Source organism: Janthinobacterium sp. FT14W (assembly GCF_009208755.1).
Taxonomy (GTDB): domain Bacteria; phylum Pseudomonadota; class Gammaproteobacteria; order Burkholderiales; family Burkholderiaceae_D; genus Janthinobacterium; species Janthinobacterium violaceinigrum.
The window spans coordinates 1-23084 of record NZ_WFLL01000067.1; the positions used below are offsets into that span (position 1 = coordinate 1).

16 protein-coding genes are annotated in these 23084 nt (G+C 60.3%); 4 read left to right on the top strand and 12 right to left on the bottom strand.

What is annotated here, in order from left to right; all coding sequences use genetic code 11:
- Positions 1-583 precede the first annotated feature (583 nt).
- Entirely contained in the window at positions 584-2572 is a 1989-nt protein-coding gene (locus GCN74_RS26390) for a sigma-54-dependent Fis family transcriptional regulator (protein WP_226939242.1), read from the top strand.
- A gap of 1 nt (position 2573) precedes the next feature.
- On the opposite strand, the gene GCN74_RS26395 is transcribed toward GCN74_RS26390, so the two are convergent.
- The 7 genes from GCN74_RS26395 to GCN74_RS26425 all read right to left on the bottom strand — a co-directional run bounded on the left by GCN74_RS26395 (position 2574) and on the right by GCN74_RS26425 (position 12244).
- On the bottom strand, positions 2574-3584 hold the full coding sequence (locus GCN74_RS26395; RefSeq protein ID WP_152259406.1) for an FAD:protein FMN transferase: 1011 nt from the start codon (positions 3582-3584) through the stop codon (positions 2574-2576).
- On the bottom strand, positions 3574-5676 hold the full coding sequence (locus tag GCN74_RS26400) for a 4Fe-4S binding protein (protein ID WP_226939243.1): 2103 nt from the start codon (positions 5674-5676) through the stop codon (positions 3574-3576). Before GCN74_RS26400 ends, GCN74_RS26395 begins: the two co-directional genes overlap by 11 nt.
- A 57-nt stretch (positions 5677-5733) precedes the next feature.
- Positions 5734-6894, bottom strand: coding sequence for a porin (locus GCN74_RS26405; protein ID WP_152259408.1), 1161 nt, complete (start codon positions 6892-6894; stop codon positions 5734-5736).
- Positions 6895-7181: 287 nt separating this feature from the next.
- The gene (locus GCN74_RS26410) at positions 7182-8927 is read right to left on the bottom strand and encodes a PQQ-dependent methanol/ethanol family dehydrogenase (RefSeq protein WP_152259409.1); all 1746 of its coding nucleotides are present in this window, start codon (positions 8925-8927) and stop codon (positions 7182-7184) included.
- A gap of 49 nt (positions 8928-8976) precedes the next feature.
- Entirely contained in the window at positions 8977-9366 is a 390-nt protein-coding gene (locus tag GCN74_RS26415) for a DUF779 domain-containing protein (RefSeq protein ID WP_152259410.1), read from the bottom strand.
- 55 nt (positions 9367-9421) lie between these two features.
- On the bottom strand, positions 9422-10942 hold the full coding sequence (gene adh, locus GCN74_RS26420) for an aldehyde dehydrogenase (protein ID WP_152259411.1): 1521 nt from the start codon (positions 10940-10942) through the stop codon (positions 9422-9424).
- 345 nt (positions 10943-11287) lie between these two features.
- Positions 11288-12244 (bottom strand): beta-propeller fold lactonase family protein, encoded by a 957-nt coding sequence (locus GCN74_RS26425; RefSeq protein WP_152259412.1) that lies wholly within the window; start codon positions 12242-12244, stop codon positions 11288-11290.
- A gap of 204 nt (positions 12245-12448) precedes the next feature.
- Here GCN74_RS26425 and GCN74_RS26430 point away from each other — a divergent pair, with 204 nt between their 5' ends.
- Positions 12449-14587 carry a TonB-dependent receptor family protein gene (locus GCN74_RS26430; protein WP_152259413.1) on the top strand — a complete coding sequence of 713 codons (2139 nt, stop codon included), beginning with the start codon at positions 12449-12451 and terminating at the stop codon, positions 14585-14587.
- Positions 14588-14646: 59 nt separating this feature from the next.
- Here GCN74_RS26430 and GCN74_RS26435 read toward each other — a convergent pair whose 3' ends face one another.
- The 5 genes from GCN74_RS26435 to GCN74_RS26455 all read right to left on the bottom strand — a co-directional run bounded on the left by GCN74_RS26435 (position 14647) and on the right by GCN74_RS26455 (position 20235).
- Entirely contained in the window at positions 14647-15480 is an 834-nt protein-coding gene (locus tag GCN74_RS26435; protein ID WP_152259414.1) for a substrate-binding periplasmic protein, read from the bottom strand.
- Positions 15481-15505: 25 nt separating this feature from the next.
- Positions 15506-15991, bottom strand: a complete 486-nt coding sequence (gene pedF / locus GCN74_RS26440) for a cytochrome c-550 PedF (protein ID WP_035824926.1) — start codon at positions 15989-15991, stop codon at positions 15506-15508.
- A gap of 131 nt (positions 15992-16122) precedes the next feature.
- Positions 16123-17142, bottom strand: coding sequence for an RNA 3'-terminal phosphate cyclase (gene rtcA, locus GCN74_RS26445; RefSeq protein ID WP_152259415.1), 1020 nt, complete (start codon positions 17140-17142; stop codon positions 16123-16125).
- Positions 17143-17158: 16 nt separating this feature from the next.
- On the bottom strand, positions 17159-18394 hold the full coding sequence (locus tag GCN74_RS26450) for an RtcB family protein (protein WP_152259416.1): 1236 nt from the start codon (positions 18392-18394) through the stop codon (positions 17159-17161).
- Between the two features lie 272 nt (positions 18395-18666).
- Positions 18667-20235: a vWA domain-containing protein gene (locus GCN74_RS26455; protein WP_152259417.1), complete on the bottom strand. Its 1569-nt coding sequence runs from the start codon at positions 20233-20235 to the stop codon at positions 18667-18669.
- A gap of 203 nt (positions 20236-20438) precedes the next feature.
- Here GCN74_RS26455 and rtcR point away from each other — a divergent pair, with 203 nt between their 5' ends.
- Positions 20439-22052: an RNA repair transcriptional activator RtcR gene (gene rtcR / locus GCN74_RS26460; RefSeq protein WP_152259418.1), complete on the top strand. Its 1614-nt coding sequence runs from the start codon at positions 20439-20441 to the stop codon at positions 22050-22052.
- Between the two features lie 12 nt (positions 22053-22064).
- Entirely contained in the window at positions 22065-22847 is a 783-nt protein-coding gene (locus tag GCN74_RS26465; protein WP_152259419.1) for a nucleotidyltransferase domain-containing protein, read from the top strand.
- Positions 22848-23084: the final 237 nt, after the last annotated feature.

The following is a 23084-nucleotide window of genomic DNA, read 5'->3' on the forward strand; positions in this document are numbered from 1 at the left end:
CTGACGGGTCGCTCACTTCAAAAACAACTGACAGGCCACTTCTTGCGAAGCGTCCTATTTCATTTATTTCTTCGTGAACATTTGATATTTTAAGTTTGACAGCAATCCGAAGATCGCTGCTGCACTGCATCAAATATCCACACTTATCGACTGTTAATTGTTAAAGAACTGTATTCGGTACTGCTTACTTACTGCTTTCGCGCTATCGACAAAGCGTTGTGTTTGTCAGCTGCGAAGAAGGAAGAGTATGAAGCGTTTCGGTCATTTCGTCAACCTTCTTTTTTCACCCTGCTTTACTCGGCATTTGCATGCGTCGTTCAGCGAGGGGGCAAATTATAGCCGTGCCCCGCACGCCCCGCAAGCGTTATTTTTCCGCGCTTCCTGAAACAGCCCTGGCACCGCACTTGCTTATGTCTGTCTATGCACTGTCCACCGATGGGAGCAACCCTGGGCCTGGCAGCAACACCGGGGACAGTCCGGCTCGCTTTGCTTTGCTCCCATCTGTGACAGGTGCTACATTATGGAACACTCTCGATATTCAAAAGAGCGCCGCAGTACAGGGCCCAACGGAGGCAACGAGATCATGTATCAACCTTCAGCTACTTACCGTAGCGCACCGTTTTCGTCTATTGCAGATGCGAACACCACACCGGCAGGACAAGACAACGTCCCCGTCATCATCGAAACTTCCCATCAGCGTTCCGTCGCCTTTGGCCTGTCGCCCACGGCCACGCCCGACTTTACGCCCGCCGGCAAATCGGATCTGTCCTTGCTGATCGAGCAAAACCGCATGCTGCACACGCATGCGCTGCCGGCCATGGAAACCCTGTACCAGCAAATCGTCAACACCCACAATATGGTAATTCTCACGGATGCCAACGGCGTGATCGTGCATTCGCTGGGCGATGATGATTTCCTGGAAAAAGCCAACCGGGTGGCCCTGCAGCCAGGCGTGGCGTGGTCGGAACAAAGCCGCGGCACGAATGCCATCGGCACGGCCATCACGGAAAAAGTACCGACCCTGGTCCATGCAGACCAGCATTACCTGGCCGCCAATCATTTCCTGACGTGCTCCGCGGCCCCGATTACCGACCACCGGGGCAATGTCATCGGCGTGCTGGACGTCTCGAGCGACCAGCGCAGTTTCCACAAGCATACGATGGCCCTCGTGCGCATGTCGGCGCTGATGATCGAAAATCAGCTGTTTTCCGCCACTTTCGAAGATGCCATCACCGTGCACTTCCATGCGCGCCCCGAATTCATCGGCACCTTGATGGAAGGCATCGCCTCGTTCACGCCGGGCGGGCGGTTTTTGTCCGCCAATAAAAACGGCTTGTTCCAGCTGGGCCTGTCATTTGCCGCGCTGCAATCACATACCTTCAGCTCCCTGTTCGGCTTGCCCGTGTCCGCCCTGTACGACCATTACCGCACGGCCGCGCCAGGTTTGCTGAACCTGTGCATGCACAGCGGCGTGCGCGTGTATGGGCGCGCCCAGTTGCGCCTGGCCAATAGTGTCTTCCAGCATGGCTTTACCGCCAGTACGGACCATAGCGATATCAACGCCGTGCCGGCCCAGGTTCCAGCGCCAGCCAGCCATGCAGCCAACGCAGCGCGCCGCCTGTCCGGCCTGCGCTACCTGCGCACGGGCGATCCGCAGCTGGAACTGGTCATTGAAAAGGTCAACAAGGTATTGGGGCGCGACATCCCCATCCTCGTCATGGGCGAAACAGGCACGGGCAAGGAATTGCTGGCGCAAGCCATCCACAACGACTCGCCACGGGCCATGGGACCGTTTATCGCCGTCAACTGCGCGTCGATCCCGGAAAGCCTGATCGAATCCGAACTGTTCGGCTATGAAGACGGCGCCTTTACGGGCGCGCGCAAAAAAGGGGCGATAGGCAAGATTCTGCAAGCAAATGGCGGCACCCTGTTCCTCGATGAAATCGGCGACATGCCCTTTGGCTTGCAGGCGCGCCTGTTGCGCGTGCTGCAGGAACGCATGGTCACGCCCCTGGGCAGCAGCAAATCGATCACCGTCAATGTGGAACTCATTTGCGCCACAAATCACAACTTGCGCGAACGCATGGCCAAGGGCCTGTTCCGCGAAGACCTGTATTACCGCCTGAACGGGCTGGTCGTCAAACTGCCGCCGCTGCGCGAGCGCACGGACCTGGACACGGTCGTGAAGAAAATCCTCGCAACGGAAGCGCCCGACACGCGCTATGCGGTGGCACCCGACATCCTGCGCATGTTCCACCAGCATAAATGGCCAGGCAACTTCCGCCAACTGACCAATCTGTTGCGCACGGCCATCGTCATGGCGGGCGACGAACATGAAATCTGTTTGCGCCACATGCCCGATGATTTCCTCGACGATATTGAGATGACGCAAGCCCACGCCGCCAGCGCCAGCACGGACCGCATGATCGCGGCCGGCGCCAACCTGGAAGAGATGGAACACAGCGTGATCTTAAAGTCGCTCGATGCCCACGGCGGCAACGTTTCCGCCACGGCGCGGGCCCTGGGTGTCTCGCGCAACACGATCTACCGCAAGGTACCGCACCTGAAATAGCCTAGAGTAGACGGGGAAAGCCGGGCGACATCTTGCGTCGCCCCCGCTTGTCGATGGTCATCAGGTCGACCCCGTCCATCCGCGCAGCCATCGCATGTGCGCGCGCGGCTCCCGTTACCATGAAGGTCGTCGACAAGCCGTCAGCCAGCAAGCCCGTGGGCGCCAGCACCGTCACACTGGCCAGTTCGTCCGGCGAATCGCCCTTCGCGGGGTCGAAGATGTGGTGATGCACGAAATCGGGCGTGAATGTGCATTCGTAGTCACCGGACGTGGCCACGCTGCGCCCTTCCACTTTCAAGGTGGCCGCCAGGATTTCTGCATCGCGCGGGTCCTGGATACCCAAGGTCCAGGGACGGTACGCGGAGCGCTGTCCTCGTGCAACGAATTCGCCCGTATCGAGCAGCGCATGCCGTATGCCCCGTGCCTGCACGGCTGCCAGCGCCATGTCCGCCGCGTAACCTTGCGCCAGGCCATTCAAAGTCAGCGCCATGCCCGCTTGCAGAAAACGCACCTCCCGCCTATCCCACGCCAGTTGCCGCCAGCCTACCCGCGCTTGCGCCGCGCGGCGCAAGGTGTCCGTCGGCAAGCTGGCCTCGTCTGCTGCCGCACGGAACAGCTGCCACAAAGGTTGCACGGTGATATCAAACGCCCCGTCGCTCCATTGCGACAACGCTTGCGCCTGCGCCAGCACGGCCAGCAGGTGGGCGTCCGGCCGGGCCAGGCGGCCATCGCGGTTCAGCTGAAAGACTTGGCTGGCCGGACTGTAAATGCTCATCAGCCGGTCGATATTCCTGGCCGCATGCAAGGCGTCTTCGATAGCCAGCTCGGCCTGGCGCTGGTCGTGGTGCAGCACGGTGACGGCGATGGTCGTGCCAAACGCCAGCGCGGCGCCTTGATAAGGCCGCACGCCGGACGCCGTGACCGTGCCGCGCGCCATGCTGCCCGGCAAAGACCAGCCTGCGATGCCGGCCACGCTGCCGATGGCCGCCGAAATAAACGTTCTACGCTGCATTGCTGCTCTCCTCTGTCACGGCCCGGATGATGGGAATGGTGCGGGCACGCTTGATTTCCAGCATCAAGGGCGCGCATTTTTCATCGCTGGCATAGATCACCACGCAATCCATGCACTGGAAACACTCACCGTAATCGACTTTCCCGCCAGGCACGATGGCGTGATACTCGCAACGGTGGCGGCACGTCTGGCAAGGCGTGCCGCATTCCTGGCGGCGGGGAACCCAGTTGAACAGACGAAAGCGCCCCAGCAGCGCCAGCGCCGCGCCAAACGGACACAGGTAGCGGCAAAAGAATTTGTAGGAAACACTACTGAACAGCAACAAACCCACGGCATACGCGACAAACGGCCAGGCGCGCACGAAATTCAGGGTGATCGCCGTCTTGAACGGTTCCAGTTCCACCAGCTTGTCCGTGATCTGACTGGAAAACAGGCTGCTGCCTAGAATGCCCGCCAGCAAGCCATACTTGATCCATTTCAAGCGCCCATCGAGGCGCGGCTTGATCTTCCACTGCGGCAAGCGCAGCCACTGGCCCAGCTTGCCCGTGAATTCCTGCAGGGCGCCAAACGGACACAGCCAGCCGCAAAACGTGCCGCGCCCCCAGACCAACAGGGTCAGCAGCACGAACGCCCACAGGATCACCGTCAGCGGGTCGAACAGGAAAAAGCCCAGGCTGCGGCCCGCCAGCAAGGCCTGGATGGCGCCCGTGATATTGACGATCGACAATTGCCCCTGCGCGTAGTAACCGATAAAGCCGATGGTAAATAACAGGAACAGGCGGCGGAACCACAAAAATTGCCGGCCATTCCGCACCAGGCGTTTCTGCCTGGCCAATGCACTGGCCAGCAGCGCCAGCCCGGCGAGCAATAGCAGCAACTCAGCCTTGCGGCTCTTCCACGTGCCGCGCCACGTGGCATCGTCACCTTGCGGCGCCGTATACAAGCCGGCCGGCAGGCGGTAGCTGGCATCCACGTTGCGCGCGATGCGCTCCGGATACACGATGCCCTTGCTGCGCGTGATGGGCAGCGTGAACGCCAGCGGACTGGCCGCATCGAGCCCGGCCTGGCTGATGATGCGCAGCACGGTGACATTTTCCGTCGGCAACAGCGCCGTATCCGCCAACTGCAATTCCAGATCCAGGTCACGCATGTCGATGGGCAAGCCATCCTGCTTCAGCAACAGCCGGTCCGGCACGGTACCGCGCACGAAATCATCGCCCAGCACGCTATAGCGCCCGCGCGACATGACGAGGATGGCGTGATCGCCCTCGTCCAGGCGGTTGCGCAATTTGTTCCAGCTGCGTTCCGTCAACAGATTGCGTCCCACCGTGGGGACGGATACATAGGCCAGGTACAGGTCGATGAACACGCCATCGGGCTGGCGCATGGCTTCCGTATCGAGTCCCGCGCCGCCACTGCCCGCAAACAGGGCTTCCACCTCCTTGTTGCTCAGTCGTACATGCTGGATCAAGCCCTGCTTCAACATTTGCGCGACATCCCGCTTTTCAAACACATCCATGCGGATGCGGGCGATCTGGTCCGGATCGCGGCCCTGCGCAAAACCCAGTTTTTTACGCGACACTTTCAAGGCCGACGCCAGCACGCTCTGATTGATGATGCGCACGGAGGCCGTGGCCTTCGACACGCCATCGATATCGGCATGGCTGGCATCGGTCGCCCGTTTCGTCCGGGCGCCGATGGCGATATTCTGTTTCAGCGACAAGCCCTGGTACTGTTTGACGAACTGAAGCAGCGGCGCTTCGCCCAGGCCATCGAGAAATACGGGTTCGTGCTGCGACAGCACCGCCACGTCCAGGAAGCGGCCTTGCGGATCGATGGCGATCAGCAGATTGACGGGCACGCCGGAAAAGCCGGGAATCGGCGCCAGGTCCACGGATTCAAAAACGTAGCCTACCAGTTCGGTAGCCGTGGCGTTTTGCTTGAACAGGGGCCAGACGGGCAAGTCGGCTTCCTTCTCGCCCACGACGATGGGTACAGGAAAGCGCCGTGCCAGCTCCGCCTTCGTGAGCACGCCCGCCCACGCCTGTCCCAGGATAAACAGGAATAGCCAGCAACCGATAAACAACCGCATTATCCGCATGCACTACGCTCCGTGCGGCGCCTTGTCGCAAGGCGCCGCGTTGATGAGTTAAAAGAAAATAATGCCGCCCAGGGACACGCCATTCATCTTCGCCTCGCCGCCGGCAAATCCTTTCGAGCGCGTCTGGCCCAGCTCGCCCACCAGGGTGATCGCACTGTTGAGCGAGTAATACGCGCCTAGGGTCAGGTTGGCGTTCGACTTCAAGCCGCCCGTGCCGGCCGTGTTGTCGTCGTTCTTGCTGATGCCGTAGGACAATCCCAGCTTCAGCTTGTCCGTCGTTTTATACGTGCCTTGCAGCAGCCAATTTTTTGACTTGGTATCGCCCTGGTCCGCATCGGACAAGATGCCCAGCCCTTTGCCGCCCTGGAAATTGACCAGCACGCCAGCCGGGCCCATCTGGTATGAACCGCCCACTTCCACGCCGCGCATGGTCAAGTCATCGACACCTGGCGTTTTCGACGTGAATTTTTGCGACTTCACGCCCAGCCAGGCTTTCAAGCCTTCCTGCGCATAGGTCAGCTGCGCCTGCACTTGCGGGCTCGACTTTGAGGAATAGGTCGAGCCTGCCACGATGGGCGTGTCCGACACGGGGCTGACCAGTGCCACGTCGGCGCCAAAGCCGCCCGACTTCGGCGAGCTGTACATGATCTGGCCATAGTTGCCCAAGTAGGTGTAGCCGGCGCCGATATGGCCCAGGGTCACCCGGCCCCGCTGCGTGGCCTGCACGGGTGCGCCCGAGCCCAGCAAGGTCATGTCGGACAGGATCGCATTCGCGCCGAAGATGCCGTAGTCGCGGCCCAGCTTGAAAGTGCCCATCTGTTCATTGCCAAACGTAAAGAAGGCCTGGCGCACATCGACCACGCTGTTCTGGCTGATGGCGCTGTCCGTGGCCGTCGAGTTGTAGATGCCGATCAAGGCTTTCACGTCGTACTCGCCCAGCCGCGAGCTTGCCGAGGTGATCAAGCCATTCGGCAGCAAGCCATTGCCGATGGTGGTACGGTCCTTCTCGCCGCCGCAACCGAGCGCCTGGCCGCCCAGCGCCAGCCCGCCCACGGCGTCGCCCGAACACGACACTTGCATGTAATAGGCGTTGACGATGCCGCCCACCGACACGGTCCAGTCGCCAGCCTTGATATCGACGGCTTGCGCCTGTCCCACCGCTGCGATTGTCATGACACCGAGGCTCCCCAGCTTGATCCATGTGTTCATTTCTTCTCCTCTTTCTTCTCTGTTTTTAGTGTGCACATCAGTGATTGATGTACCTCAAGCTTTGGCAATAAGCGTGCCCAGCGCGGCTCAGAGGGAGAAAGAGAAAAAGCGTATTTCACTTGTGCAGCAGCGGATCAACCGCCACTGCTAGTGTTCATTTTTTGACCGCAAGCAGGCATAGCGGGCGGACAGGTAAACAAAAAACTGACGGCCTGCGCCGTCAGCAAAAAGAAAACATCCGGCGGACAGGGAGACACCCATCCGAGTGGCCCGGATGCTTCACCCCGTTACTTCGATGCCAGCTTGAAGACCCACACGGAACCGCCCTGTTCCAGGAAGTTGACCTTCTTCGCCACCTCGCCGCCCCACAGCGGCACGGCGCCACCCCAGCCGGAAACGACGGCCACATATTGCGTGTCGCCATCTTGCCAGGTGACGGGCGGCGCCACGACGCCGGAGCCCGTCTGGAATTTCCACAGCTCCTTGCCCGTCTTCGCGTCGACGGCTTTCAGGAAGCCTTCCGGCGTGCCGTAGAACACCAGGTTGCCGGCCGTACTCATCACGCCGCCCCACAGCGGCGCGTTGTTCTTGATTTCCCAGACGATCTTGCCCGTCTTCGGATCGACGGCCCGCATGGCGCCGATGTAGTCGTCAAACAGGGGCTTGATGGTGAAGCCCGCGCCGAGGAAGGCGCCGCCCTTCTTGTAGCTGATCGGCTCGTTCCAGATATCCATGCCCCATTCGTTCGCGGGAACGTAGAACAGCTTGGTTTGCGGCGAGTACGCCATCGGCATCTGGTTTTTGGCGCCGAGGAAAGCCGGTGCGGCAAACACGGTCGTGCCCTTCTTGCCTTCCTCTCCCTTGGTCGGGTCGCCAGGGCGGCCCGCGGCGATGTAGTTCGGCCGGCCCGTCTTCAGGTCGATGCTGCTGGCCCAGGTGATTTTCTTCACAAACGGAAAGGCGTTCTGCAGCTTGCCCGTGCTGGCATCGATCACGTAGAAGAAACCGTTGCGGTCGGCCTTGCCACCATAGCGCTTGCCATCCATGTCGAAAGTGACGAACTCGTTGGCGCCGTCGAAATCCCAGGCATCGTTCGGCGTGTTCTGATACGCCCACTTGATCTGGCCCGTTTTCACGTCGAGCGCCACGGTGGATGACGAATACAGGTTGTCGCCGGGACGCAAGTGGCTGTTCCACGGTGCCGGGTTGCCCGTGCCAAAGTACGCGAGCTTGGTTTGCGGATCGTAGGTGCCGCCCATCCACGTCGAGGCGCCGCCCGTTTTCCACAGGTCGCCCGGCCAGGTTTTGTTCACGGTGCCGGACACGCCGTTATCGATGGCCTTGCCATCCTTGTCGTAGCGGTGGCCCATATGGCCCTCTACCGTGGGACGGCTCCACACCAGGTCGCCTGTCATGGGATTGCGCGCTTCGACCCGGCCCACGATGCCGAATTCCCCGCCCGACACACCCGTCAGCAGCAAGCCTTCGGCGATCAGCGGTGCGGCCGTCATCGAGTAGCCGGCCGCGTAATCGTCAACTTTCTCCTTCCAGACGATCTTGCCCGTATTCTGGTCCAGCGCCACCAGGTATGCATCGAGCGTGCCGAAGATCACCAGGTTGCCATACAGGGCGGCACCGCGGTTGACCACGTCGCAGCAGGGCATGATGCCGTCCGGCAAGCGATGCTCATACTTCCACAGCTTGGCGCCCGTTTTCAAGTCGACGGCAAAAATACGTGAATACGATGCCGTGACGAACATCTTGCCGTTGTGAATCAGCGGCTGCGATTCCTGGCCCCGCTGTTTTTCACCGCCAAACGAGAACGACCAGGCCGGCACCAGCTTGGCCACGGTCTTGTCATTGATCTGCGTCAACGGCGAATAGCGCTGGCCCTGCGTGCCCATGCCGAACGACAGGACGCTGGCCGGATTCTTCGCCGTGCTGTCGAGCATGGCGGTAGTGACATTGCCCGCATCCGCTGCGTGAACGAGCGATGCCGGCGCTACCAGACTCAGGCTGACGAGTATCCCCATGATTTTTTTCTGCACAATCATCTCCCTCTGTTTTATTAGTATGTGTGTATCAAGTCTTGCGGTGCTCATGCGGCTGGGCATGCAGCAAGGCGCACTCTTCATCGGTGAACAGGCGCGAGCGCGTCAGGAAGCGCTTGCCCGTGCCGTTGTCGAGTGAAAACATGCCGCCATTGCCATCGACCACATCGATAATCAACTGGGTATGCTCCCAGTACTCGAATTGCTCGAGTCCCATGTAGAACGGTGTGCCATTCAAATTGCCGAGATAAATGTCGGTATCGCTGACATCGAACTCGCCCAGCGCGTAGCACATGGGCGCACTGCCGTCGCAGCAGCCGCCCGACTGGAAAAACATCAGCGGGCCGTGACGCTGGCGCAACTTGTCCATCATTTCCAGCGCCGCATCGGTGGCGACCACCCGGGCAATTGCTGTACTCATGGCATCCCTTTCTGCGCGCCGCGCCTGGCCTGCAAGCGCGGCGCCTGTTGCCGGTTTAGAAGAAGCCCAGCGCTTTCGGGCTATAGCTCACCAGCAAGTTCTTCGTTTGCTGGTAGTGGTCGAGCATCATCTTGTGGTTTTCGCGGCCGATACCCGATTGCTTGTAGCCGCCGAACGCGGCGTGAGCCGGATACAGGTGGTAGCAATTGGTCCACACGCGGCCCGCCTGGATCGCGCGTCCCATGCGGAAGGCGCGCGAACCGTCGCGCGTCCACAAGCCGGCGCCCAGGCCGTACAAGGTATCGTTGGCAATCGCCAGCGCGTCGGCCTCGTCCTTGAAGGTGGTCACGGACACGACGGGGCCGAAAATTTCTTCCTGGAAGATGCGCATCTTGTTATTGCCCTTGAACACGGTCGGACGCACGTAGTAGCCGCCCTCCAGGTCGCCTGCCTGCGTGTTGCGCTCGCCGCCGGCCAGCACTTCGGCGCCTTCCTGGCGGCCGATGTCGAGGTAGGACAGGATTTTTTCCAATTGTTCCTGCGACGCCTGGGCGCCGATCATGGTGGAAGAATCGAGCGGGTTGCCCTGCTTGATGGCGGCCACGCGCTTCAAGGCACGTTCGATGAATTTCTCGTAGATCGATTCCTGGATCAGCACGCGCGATGGGCAGGTGCATACCTCACCTTGATTCAGCGCAAACATCGCAAAACCTTCCAGGCACTTGTCGAAATAATCGTCGTCCGCATCCATCACGTCTTCAAAGAAGATGTTCGGCGACTTGCCGCCCAGTTCCAGGGTGACGGGAATCAGGTTTTGCGCCGCGTAGCCCATGATCAAGCGGCCCGTGCCCGTTTCGCCCGTAAAGGCGATCTTGGCGATGCGCTTGCTCGACGCCAGCGGCTTGCCCGCTTCCAGGCCGAAACCGTTGATGATGTTCAATACGCCCGGCGGCAGCAAGTCGCCGATCAGCTCGACCAACACCATGATGGACGCAGGTGTCTGCTCGGCAGGCTTGAGCACCACGCAATTGCCTGCCGCCAGGGCAGGTGCCAGTTTCCACACGGCCATCAGGATGGGGAAATTCCACGGGATGATCTGGCCCACGACGCCCAGCGGCTCATGGTAGTGATAGGCATAGGTTTCCGCATCGATTTGTGCGACGGAACCCTCCTGCGCGCGGATGCAACCGGCGAAGTAACGGAAATGGTCGATGGCCAGCGGAATGTCGGCATTCATCGTTTCGCGGATCGGTTTGCCATTGTCGATGGTTTCCGCCGTCGCGATCAGGCTCAGGTTCTGTTCGATGCGGTCGGCGATGCGGTTCAGGATATTGGCGCGCTCGGCCGGCGAAGTCTTGCCCCATGCCTCCTTGGCGGCGTGTGCGGCGTCCAGCGCCAGCTCGACGTCTTCCGTCGTGGAACGGGCGATTTCGCAAAACGGCAAGCCCGTGATCGGGGTAATATTAGGAAAGTATTCACCTTTTACTGGTGCAACGAATTTGCCGCCAATGTAATTGTCATAGCGTTGTTTGAAGGGATTGGCTACGCCCAGTTTGCTGATGTCTGCGAGATTCATGTCGTCCTCTATCGGGTTAATTAGAATGGAATTACTTAATTAAAATTAAACGTCCTGGTACAGATGGGGTGAGTACACGGAGTCTTTCGCAAATGCCGTGCCAGCTCGCCGTCCCATTACAAACTTAGCGGGTTTTACCCTCGTTACAAGGGCGTGGCGTCCATACCGGCCCGCTTTTCCTCGCATGCCCGGGGCATGAAAGGAGGGCGTGGCGCTGTTTGCATTTTGAACAAGGCTGAAGCAGGCTGTTGCAATCCGGGCCAGCACCCTCCTTGCCCTGCGCGGCCCCGCAGCCGCTGCACAATGGAACAGGTGTGCCAGACTGGAACACCTGTTCCATGCGGGCTAGCGAATCACCACGCCCCATGGCAATTCACCCACGGCAATGTCGGCCACCTTGCGTGCGCCGGCCGTGTCGATGACGGAAACGCTGTTCGAGCGGCCATTGGCCACGTACAACTTGGCACCATCGGCCGTGATGGCCATATTCCAGGGGCGCTTGCCGACGGGAATCGTCGCCGTCACCTTGTTGCTGGCCGTATCGATGACCATGACCGTACCGTCCGTGCCATTCGATACATACACTTGCTTGCCGCCGGGATGGACGGCAATGCCATTCGCATTCTTGCCCGCGGGAATAGTGGCAACAGCCTTGCGCGTGACCATGTCGAGCACGTAGACGGCATTGACCAGTTCGCACGCCACGTAGGCGCGGCCCGAATCGGGGCTGAAGCCGATGCCGCGCGGGCGCAGGCCCACGGCGATGGACACCACCTGGCGGCGTTGCGCTACATCAATGACATCGACTTGCTCGGCCTCTTCCGCGCTGACCAGCAGCCAATGCCCATCGGGGCTGAACACGGCATGTTCCGGGTTGCGCCCTTGCACCTTGATATCTGCGAGCAAGACGCCCGTCTGGCCATCGAGCAAGGCCACGCTATTGTTTTCCTCGACGGCCACGGCCACGTATTTACCATCGCGGGAAGCGCTGACGCCCTCGGGCGACTTGCCCAGCGTCACCGTGCGCAGGGGTGCGCCCGCGCCGTTATCGATCAGCAGCAAAGCGCTGCTGGCCGCATCCGTGACAAACAATTGCCGTCCGCTGGGGTCGGCGGCGATGCCGCGCGGACGTTTTCCGGCCGCAATCTGGCGCACCACCTGGTCGGTCGCCGTGTCGATCACGCTCAAGGTGCCCGATTTTTCGTTGGGAACATAGGCAAACGGGGCGGCCTGGATGGCAGTGCTGGCGAGCGCAGGCAGCAGCCAGCAAACCTGGCGCAAGCGCGAGAAGAAGTTGGGCATAATCACCTTTTCAATGGCAAAACACAGGAAAAGCGCGCGGGAGCGGCGCAAGTGACGATGGCTGCATGCAAACGCCGTGCCACTGACAAGCGTATAATTTCAACCCACCAATGGAGACATGGCAGGCATATTGCTTGATAAGACTATGCAGACCTGTGCCGCACACGCGCTCAAGCAGGCTTTTATTCACCTTGGAGAATCAGCATGCAGCATCGTTTCCGCCTGAACACCATTGCCAGCCTGTTTGCCGCCGGCAGCGCCGCCCTGGCCCCCCACGTCTTTGCCGCCGAGGCAGCAGCCCCCGCCAATGGGCAACTGATGGATACGGTGGTCGTCAGCGGCAGCCGCATCGCCCACCCCAGCCAGGAAGTGCCGGCATCCATCGACGTGATCGACAGCGCCCGCATCCAGGATGGGCAAATTCGCGTCAACGCGTCGGAAGCGCTGGCCGCCGTGCCGGGCCTGGTCGTGCAGAACCGCCAGAACTATGCGCAAGACTTGCAGATCTCGTCACGGGGCTTCGGCGCCCGTTCGGCCTTCGGCGTGCGCGGCGTCAAGCTGATCAGCGATGGCATTCCGGCCAGCATGCCCGATGGCCAGGGCCAGGCCGCCACGTTCAACCTCGATACGGCCGAGCGCATCGAAGTGCTGCGGGGACCGTTTTCTGCCATCTACGGCAACCACTCGGGCGGCGTGATCCAGCTGTTTTCCAAGGATGGGCAAAATCCGCCCTCCGTCGAGCTGGACGTGACGGGCGGCAGCTACGGCACCAGCAAGGTCGATCTCTCGGCGCAAGGCCAGGCAGGCGGCATCGGCTACGTACTCGACGGTTCGCGCTTCCGCACGGATGGCTTCCGCAACCACAGCGCCGCCACGCGCGAACAGGCGTTCGGCAAGATCACTGTCAAGCCGAATGCGGACAGCAAGCTGACCATCGTCGCCAACAGCCTGCATCAGGGAAATACGCAAGATCCGCTGGGCGCCACCTGGGCCACGTTTGCCCGCGACCCGCGCGCCGGCGAAATCGATGCGAGCGACACGCAAAATCCGAAACGCACCCTGGCTGACCGCTACAACACGCGCAAGAGCATCGACCATCAGCAGATCGGCGCCACCTACGAACAAGCGTTCGGCGACGACCGCCTGCACGTGACGATGTATGGCGGCAACCGCGACGTGATTCAATATCAGGCCTTCAACAAGGGTTTCCAGGCGCCAGCCAAGCATTCGGGCGGCGTGGTCGATTTCCAGCGTCAGTTCTACGGCATCGACACCAACTGGCTGCACGTGAACCAGTTGGCCGGCGGCAAGCTGAGCACGACCATCGGCATCGACTACGGCCGCTCCAGCGACGACCGCACCGGCTATGAAAATTTCATCGGCGACACGTTTGGCGTGAAAGGCAAGCTGCGCCGCGACGAGCAGGATGTCGTCTCCAGCCTCGATCCGTATATCCAGACGGAATGGCAAAGCGGGCCATGGCTGCTCAGCGCCGGTTTGCGCTACAGCAAGATGAAAGTCTCCGTCAGCGACCACTTCCTCAGCAATGGCGACGACAGCGGCAGCCTGGAATTCAGCCATACGACGCCGGTGCTGGGTCTGCTGTATAAACTGACGCCCAACGTCAACGTGTACGCCAGCGCCGCGCGCGGCTTCGAAGCGCCCACCCTGAACGAACTGTTTTACTCGGGTACGGCCGGCGGCTTCAATTTCAACTTGAAGCCGGCCACCAGCACCAACCTGGAAGCGGGCGTCAAGGCCAGGATCAACAACAACACGCATGTGAATGCGGCCGTGTTCCAGATCAAGACCAGCGACGAGCTGGTGGTCGATCAATCGAGCGGCGGACGCACCAGCTACCGCAATGCCAGCAAAACCTTGCGCCAGGGTATGGAAGTGTCGCTGGATTCGAACTTGGCATATGGGTTCACGGCAAAAGTAGCCCTGACCAGCCTGCACGCCGTGTATGACCAGGGCTTCGGCACCGTCAGAGAGGGCAGCCGTTTGCCGGGCGTGCCCAGCGCCAACTTGTTTGCGGAACTGGCCTGGAAAGATACATTCGACCGTTTTGGCGCGGCGCTGGAAAGCGTGGCCAGCAACCAGGTCTATGCGGAAGACAGCAACAGCGAAAAACCGGCACCCGGCTATACGGTGTTCAATGCGCGGTTCAATGCCAAGCAAAGCGCGGGCCATTGGCGCTTCAAGGAATTTGCCCGCCTGAATAACCTGTTCGACAAGACCTCTGTGGGTTCCGTCATCGTCGGCGACAGCAACAAGCGCTACTATGAAGCGGCGCCGGGACGTAATTGGTTGCTGGGTGTTAGCGCCCAATATAATTTCTAAAAAGAAAAAGCCCGCGCCTCTTCCGAAGCGCGGGCTGTTTAGCCAATCAGCATGGCCAGCTATGGCCGCGCTTCCTTCACGCCATATTTGTCAAAGATGGCTTTCAATTCGCCGCTGGCTGTCATCTCGTTCATGGCCGCCTGCAGCAGTTTGGCCACGTCGAGCTGCTGGCGGCTGACGGCCAGGCCCACGGCCCAGCCCGCACGCGGCAAGCGGGCGAACGCCACTTCGTTCACGGGGAAAGCGGGATCGCTTTTCAGTACGGACTCGATTTCCGAACGGTTGGCCAGCACGGCATCAAGCTGGCCCGCCTGCAATTGCTGCAAGGCTTCGGCGGCCGTGTCGAAGATGCGCACATCGTCGCGGTACTTGCCATTGTCTTCCCCCAGCATCAGCATGGCGGCAATCGACACCTTTTCCACGCCGATGCGCTTTCCTGCCAGCGAGGCGACGCCATCGAATTGCGGCACGGCGTGCGCACTGCGCGCCAGGCGCACCGTTTCCACGTAATACGGCGCAAAGATCTCGACCTTGTCGTTATCCGCCATCAATTTTTTATCGACCGGCACATGCAGCATCACGTCGGCGGGACCGTAACCGAGGTAATGCCCCTTCCACACCATATTGCGCAAATCGTCGTTGAGGTTTTCGCCGGCGGGAAATGGCAGCAAGCTCAGTTTCAGCCCCAGCTTTTTCGCCAGCGCTTCGGCAATATCGATATCGATGCCAGCGCCCTTGTCGGAAAACGGCGCGAATTCGTTGTACACAGCCACTTTCAGGCTGCCCGACTGCTGCACTTTCTGCCAGTCGGCGCGCGCCGGCGCGGCGGCGCACAGCGCCAGGCAAGCGAGCGAGATCATCGCGCGCACGCCCCGGAATTGAAATGAACGCATGGGACTCCTTCGTGATCAGTTCGGCTTAATTAGATTCGCGGCGCGTTTCCAGATAGGTCTTAATGGCCCACATGGCTTCCTGGTTGAACACGCCTTCGAACGGCGGCATGTACACGGCACCGTTGCGCACCTTACCGTGGCGGATGGTGGTCAAATAGTAATTGTCCGTTTCCTTGTAGCACGCCTGTTTCTTTGTCTCATTCTTGATACCGAAGCAATCGCGGTCCAGCTGGCGCAAGTCCGGCGCGATGCCGCCTGAAATGGCTTCGATGCCGTGGCAGCGCGCGCAATTCTGGTTGTAGGCCGACGTGCCCACCGTCAAGGCCAGCTTGTTGCCCCGATACGGGTTCTGTTCGAGCCATTTGTCGCCCACCTTGGGCAAGCCCGTGGTATCGACGCCTTGCGGCGTGACATTGCCATGCGCATAGGCATGCGGCAAGGTCAGCAGGGAAGTGAGGGCAACGGCGCCTGCGGCGGCCACGCCGAGCAAGGTACGGATGGAATAGGTCATGCTGGTCTCCTTGGTTTTTTTAGTGAATATCCAAGAAGAGCAAATGCCATGCCATGCATACATGCCCCACATCCAGCCATCCATGTATCAATTTGGAACAGCTGCAACAGTGACGTGTGTCACCGCGCGCGTCAGGCGGCGGCCACCGTGCAGATGCTGGCCCGCTCCAGTTGGTCGAAAGTGATACGCACGGGTAAAAACCGGGAAATCACCTCGGCATTCGTCAGCGCATGCTGCGACACCTTGCTGCAACTGAAGACACCGCCGCCCGCCAGCGCCATCGGCAGCAAGAGCTGGTCGGCCAGGTGCTCGCCCACAGCCGCATCTGTCTTGAGATAGGCGCGCACCTCGTTCAACAGGCGCTTGGCCACGGATTCGGCCAGCAAGGACTTTTCGCCAAAGGAAGTAAACACTTCCGTGACGTGCTCATGCTCCAGGGTCAGCAACAGGACATTGCCCGGTCCCTCGTCGACAGGCAAGCCGACGATGCGCAACTGCTTGCCGCTCCAGCCCATGCCGCCGGCGACACGCTCGAGTTCGCGCTGCGCCACGTTCACAGGCACGCCCGCCACCACGCTTTCCGCAAAACCGGCCTGCCGTTCGCCACGCTGCAGCAAGGCAATGGACAGCAAACGCGGGCACGGTTGCACGGTGGCAATCACTTCGCCGCCGCCCGCAGGGTGAAAGCCGTAGCGTTGCAGCGCGATCTCCACTTCGGCGCCCATCTGTCCCAGGATGCGGCCATACGCGCGCTGCAGGAAATGCACGGGCGGCGCCATGGCATTATGCGTGCCGCCACTGATGCGCACGGTAGATGGCGCATCCGCATGCAGCAGCGCTGGCAACAAGGTTTGCAAGACCAGGGTACAGCTGCCGGCGCTGCCGATGGCAAAGCGGTAGTCGCCACCGCGCACGGGGCCGGGTACGAATTCCAGACTAGCTGCGCGCAGCGCCACCGGCGTCGTGCGCGCCCCGCAAATGGCGGCTGCCGCCTGCACGGCCACCAGATGCTGGCGCAGCAAGCCGGGCTTGTCCCGCCCCGCGCGAATGTTAATTAACCGGAACGGTTGCCCCGTGATCATCGACAGGCTCAGCGCCGAACGTAAAATCTGCCCGCCGCCTTCACCTTGCGCTCCATCTATTTCTATCATCTCTGCTTTCTCTCTTTTAACCTTTGACGCAGACGACCTGCTTCAGGATATGCACCACGTCGACCAGTTCGCGCTGCGCCAGCATCACCGCATCGATATCCTTGTAGGCCATCGGAATTTCATCGATCACGTTTTCATCCTTGCGGCATTCCACGCCTTGCGTGGCGCGGATCTGGTCGTCCAGGTTGAAGCGCCGCTTCGCTTCCGTGCGGCTCATCGTGCGTCCCGCGCCGTGGCTGCAGCTATGGAAACTGTCCGCATTGCCTTTACCGCGCACGATAAAACTCTTGGCGCCCATGGAACCCGGAATGATCCCCAGCTCGCCCGCGCGGGCCGACACGGCGCCCTTGCGCGTGATCAATACATCCTTGCCGAAGTGGTGCTCCTTCTGCACATAGTTATGGTGGCAGTTGACGGCCTCCACATGCGTCTGGAACGGTTTATGGATGACCGTGCGCACGGCAGCGATCAGGTTCTGCATCATCACTTCGCGGTTGTTGCGGGCGAAACGCTGGGCCCAGCCCACCGCTTCCACGTAATCGTCGTAATGCTGCGTTCCTTCGGCCAGGTAAGCGAGATCCTGGTCGGGCAGGTTGATGAAGTGGGTGCGCATATCCTGCTTGGCCAGTTCGATGAAATGGGTGCCGATGGCATTACCCACGCCGCGCGAACCGGAATGCAGCATGAACCACACCGAACCCTGCTCGTCGAGACACACTTCGACGAAGTGGTTACCGCTTCCCAGGGTACCCAGGTGGCGATAATTATTCGTGTTCTTCAGCTTTGGCGTTTTCAGGCAGATCGCATCGAATTCGTCTTTCAGCTGCAGCCACGCCGCATCGACCGCCGATGGCGGCGTATGCCAGGAACCTTCGTCGCGGCCACGGTGGCCGCGCGTCTTCGGCGACATCCCGTGCGGAATCGCGCGTTCGATGGCGCTGCGCAGGGGGCCCAGATTATCAGGCAAGTCGCTGGCCGTCAGCGTGGTTTTCGCCGCCATCATGCCGCAGCCGATATCCACGCCCACCGCCGCCGGAATCACGGCGCCCAGGGTGGGAATCACGCTGCCGATGGTCGACCCCTTACCCAGGTGGACGTCCGGCATGACCGCGATATGCTTGTAAATGAACGGCAGGGTCGCCGTGTTGCGCAATTGTTTTTTGGCCGCTTCTTCGACAGGCACGCCACGCGTCCACATTTTGACGGGACGGCTGCCTTCGGTATGCAGGACTTCGTATTCTTCGTTTTTCATCGCTATTCTCTTCTTCTATTGTATAGGGGGTGATGACAAGGATTGGTGAAACAGCTGCCGACGCATCGGCCCGGGATGTAGTTCCACCGGCATTCATCAGTACGACAACCCGACCAGGGGGGACAGGATTTCTGGCAGACGCATTGCGCCTGCCAGGCCGGTTTGACGCGGCTGATCGATGTAATCCTGTCGGCATTCGGGGCACTACGGCGCATGACAAGCTTGGACAGGACGTTTCTTATGTAGTCCTGCCCGCATTCATGCGCTTTGCTTCAACAACTTTCTGCCATATCGATGGCGGCAATTTCTCCCACCCAGTGGGCGGGGTCCAGCCGGCCAGCGGCAAAGGCGGCGATGATCTTGAAGACGTCGTCGGAAAAGCCGCCGATATTCAAGATATCCTCGCGCTCCATCGCCTGCGTGGTGGCATGCGGCGAAATATCGATGCACACCAGTCTTGCCTGCGGATTGCGCTGCTTGAAGACATGCCACTGTCCCATGGTCGCCGTGGCGCCGCTGCGCGTGGCGTCGATCCACGATTCGTTATCGGACACATAGATCACCAGGTCGGCCAGCTCCTTCCTGCTGTTCATGCGCAGCAGCGGCGCGCTGCAATTGGTACCGCCACCGCCGATGGCCGCCAGCCTGGCAGCGTTCACCATCACGCTGTCATCCGCGCCAAGTCCGCACTGCACGACGCTGTGCTCGAACGGCAGCACCACGGCATCCGGATTCTTGCGCAGCATGGCTGCCGCCACCAGCGCCGTCACATCGATGCAGCGCACACTCGAAGTGGCGCTGCCGCGAAAACCGCTGACGGGCGCGGACATCGAACCGGAAACGTCGGGACACACCACCACCTTGCCCGCGATCTGCGGCACGTTTTGCAGCGATGCTTCGAGCGCCTGTTCCAGCGCAGCGCGCACGATGGCCGGCACGTTTTCGCCAGCCGCCATGTACGCCGACATCAGCTGGTAGGGAAACACGCGCGCCCGGCCGATCGCCTCGGGATCGCGCAGCTTGGCGGCGATCAGTTCCGGCATGCCGCCAATATCGTACACGCCATGGCGGGCAAAGGTGTTCAGGTTCATGCGCACCATCTGCCAGCTGCCCTGGCGGGCAATCTGCGCCCAGTCCTGGGCCGACAGGGGCAGCGCCGTCAGCATCTGGAACGGCACTTCCGGTATCGATCGCGCCGTATCAAGCTTGTAGGCCTCGAACGCGGCCAGTGCCGGCGGCAAATCCGAGGCGGTGTATTGCTTGCCGATCAGCCAGGCAAAAAACGCCGCGCGCCACGCTTCTTGTGGTTTCGGATGCACCATCTTCACCACGTCGGCCAGCGACGGGGCATTGCCCACGGCAGCGGCCAGCAAGGCCTGCTCCGACGCGCCGTTCAGCCAAGCCTGCACCAGTTTTTTCGGACGCGATCCCAGCGACCTGCGACCGATGGCGCCCGAACGCATGATCTGCACGAAGTTGCGCAGCATCTTGCCGTTATTGATGACGCGCCGGAAGGCCTGCGGAAATTCTGCCGCGCCCTGGCCCGCCAGCACGGCCACCAGCAAGGCCGGCATGTCTTTCATGTAGCCCCGTTCGCGGCAATACACGGCCGTCTGTGCAATGAAGGCCGGCTCGACAGCCTGGCACAGCTCGAGCACCGTCGCCAGCTGCGCTTCGGCGCTGGCATAAAACGTGGTGTTCAGACAGCCGGTGGCCGCATATTGCGCCAACTGATGCCGCGGCGTCAGCGCATACGCCGGTGCGCCTTCTGCATTGCGCGCCAGCGCCGCTGGCAGTGGCAGGGCTTGCTGTGTGCGCTGGAATAACTGGACGTTGGCCATTTTTCTTCTCTCTGCTCTCAATGTTTATCTCGTTGCTACCTCCTGTATTGCAAGTGCTGTGCCAGCTTTCCGGAATTTACCGAAAAACCTTTCAAGTCATTGATTTTGTTCATAAATATCTTCATCCTGCCATTCCGAGAAAAAATAAACAAGATTCAATATTCCGATATAATTATCTTTTCAGATAAATTTTTATCTCATATATGCAAGCAAAACGTACCGTCGTCATCGGCTTTCTCGGCACCCAGCTCGACGGTGGCAAAGGAGCGGCACGCTGGGAAAAGTGGCGTCCCAGCATCGCCCTGACCCAGCACGAGGACAAGATCATCGACCGATTCGAGCTGCTGTACGCGGGGCAGCAATTTGAAAACCTGGTACGCCAGGTGTCGCAGGATATCGCCAGCGTCTCGCCGGAAACCGCATTGAACGCGCACGCACTGCCCATCAGCGATGCCTGGGACTTCGAGAACGTGTACGGTGCACTCTACGATTTCGCCAATAATTACCCCTTCGATCCGGACAAGGAAGAGTACTGGATCCACATCACCACCGGCAGCCACGTGGCGCAGATCTGCATGTTCCTGATGACGGAAGCACGCTATTTCCCGGGCCGCCTCTTGCAAACGTCGCCGCCCAAGCGCCAGGCCGCCGGCAATCCCGGCAGCTACGCGCTGATCGACCTCGATCTGTCGCGCTACGACCAGATCGCCCAGCGCTTTACGCGCGAGCAGGCCGAAGGCGTGGCCTTCCTGAAGTCCGGCATCGCCACGCGCAATGCGAAGTTCAATGGCATGATCGAGGAGATCGAGCGCGTCGCCATCAAATCGAAGGCACCCATGCTGTTGATGGGCCCCACCGGCGCCGGCAAATCCTTCCTCGCGCGCCGCGTCTATGAGCTGAAAAAATCGCGGCACCAGATCGACGGCAAATTCGTCGACCTCAATTGCGCCACCCTGCATGGCGACGGCGCCGCCTCCACCTTGTTCGGCCATATCAAGGGTTCGTTCACGGGTGCGGGCGCGGACCGGCCAGGCTTGCTGCGCAGTGCCCACAAGGGTTTGCTGTTTCTCGATGAAATCGGCGAACTGGGGCTCGACGAGCAGGCCATGCTGTTGAAGGCGATCGAGGAAAAACGCTTTTTCCCCGTCGGTGCGGACACCGAGGTGCAAAGCGACTTCCAGCTGATCGCCGGCACCAACCGCGACCTGGGCAAGGAGGTGGCGGCCGGCCGCTTCCGCGAAGACCTGTATGCGCGCATCAACCTGTGGACCTATGCCTTGCCGGGCCTGGCGCAGCGGCCGGAAGACATCGAGCCGAACCTGGAATACCTGCTGGCGCAATACGGTGTGGAGACCGGGGAACGCGTGCGCTTCAACAAGGAGGCGCGCGAGCGCTTCATGCGCTTTGCCACCTTGCCCGCCTCGGCATGGAAAGGCAATTTCCGCGATTTATCCGCCGCCGTCACGCGCCTGGCCACCTTGTCGGAAGCGGGCCGCATCACGGATGGCGTGGTCGACGAAGAAATCAGGCGCCTGAAACGCATGTGGCAGCATCATGTTACTCAGAACGATAATCCGGAAGTGGATTTGGCAGAAATCATGGGAGAGGCGGCAGCCGCGCAACTCGACCTGTTCGATGCGCTGCAGCTGCAGGCAGTGATCAAGGTATGCCGGGAATCGAACAGCCTGTCCGATGCAGGCCGTACCCTGTATGCCGTTTCGCGCGAAGCGAAAGCCAGGCCGAACGATGCGGACCGGCTCAAGAAATACCTGGCCCGCTTTACCCTCGACTGGGATAAAGTATCCTCAAGCAACTAAGAAGAGAGAACGATGATTCCAGAAGAAATACGAGTAGAGATCATGCGCCGCCTGGCGGCCGTGGAAAAGAAGGAGGGCGTGCGGATTTTAATGGCGATTGAATCGGGCAGCCGCGCCTGGGGATTTGCCTCGCCAAACAGCGACTTCGATGTGCGTTTTATCTACGCGCGCCCGCAAGAATGGTATCTGAGTGTCGACCTGGAAGACAAGCGCGACGTCATCGAATATCCGATCGTCGATGATATCGACTTGAATGGCTGGGATGTGCGCAAGGCGCTGCAGCTCTTCTGGCGCTCCAATCCTGCCGTCATCGAATGGATACAGTCGCCGATCCAATACATGGAAAAAGGCGGTTTCAGGATGGGCATCCAGGCCTTGCTCGATACCGTCTACACACTGGAAAAGGGAATCTATCATTACCGCAGCATGGCCAAGACGAATTACCGCGGCTATCTGATGGCGGACACGGTCCCCTTGAAGAAGTATTTTTATGTCTTGCGCCCTCTGCTGGCTACGCGCTGGATCGAAACCTATCGCAGCGCGCCACCCATCGAATTTGCCGCCTTGCTGCACCTGCTGCCCAAGGAAGACAGCTTGCTGGATGAAATCCATATTCTGCTCGAGCGCAAAAAGGTCGCACTGGAAAAAGAGCTGGCGCCACGCATCGATAAACTCAATACATTCATTGAAGCAGAGTTGTCCAGGCTGGAGCATTTCAGCCTGGAAAAGGAAGAAAAATCCGGGGGCATGGAGAGGTTGAATGAGCTGTTCCGCCAAGTTTTGCAGGAAAAATAAGCATCAGCCAGTAAAGGCAGCGCGCAGCGCTGCCTTTTTTCGCCTGTTGCATGGGAATTTTACATAGGCCGGCGTGGATCCGACAGCACCATCAACGGTTAGCAACAAAGCGCCAGACGAAAAAAAACCCCGCCATGGCTGGCGGGGTTTTTCTCTACTGCGAATAACAAGCCTGACGATAACCTACTTTCACACTGGTTGCAGCACTATCATCGGCGCAAAGTTGTTTCACGGTCC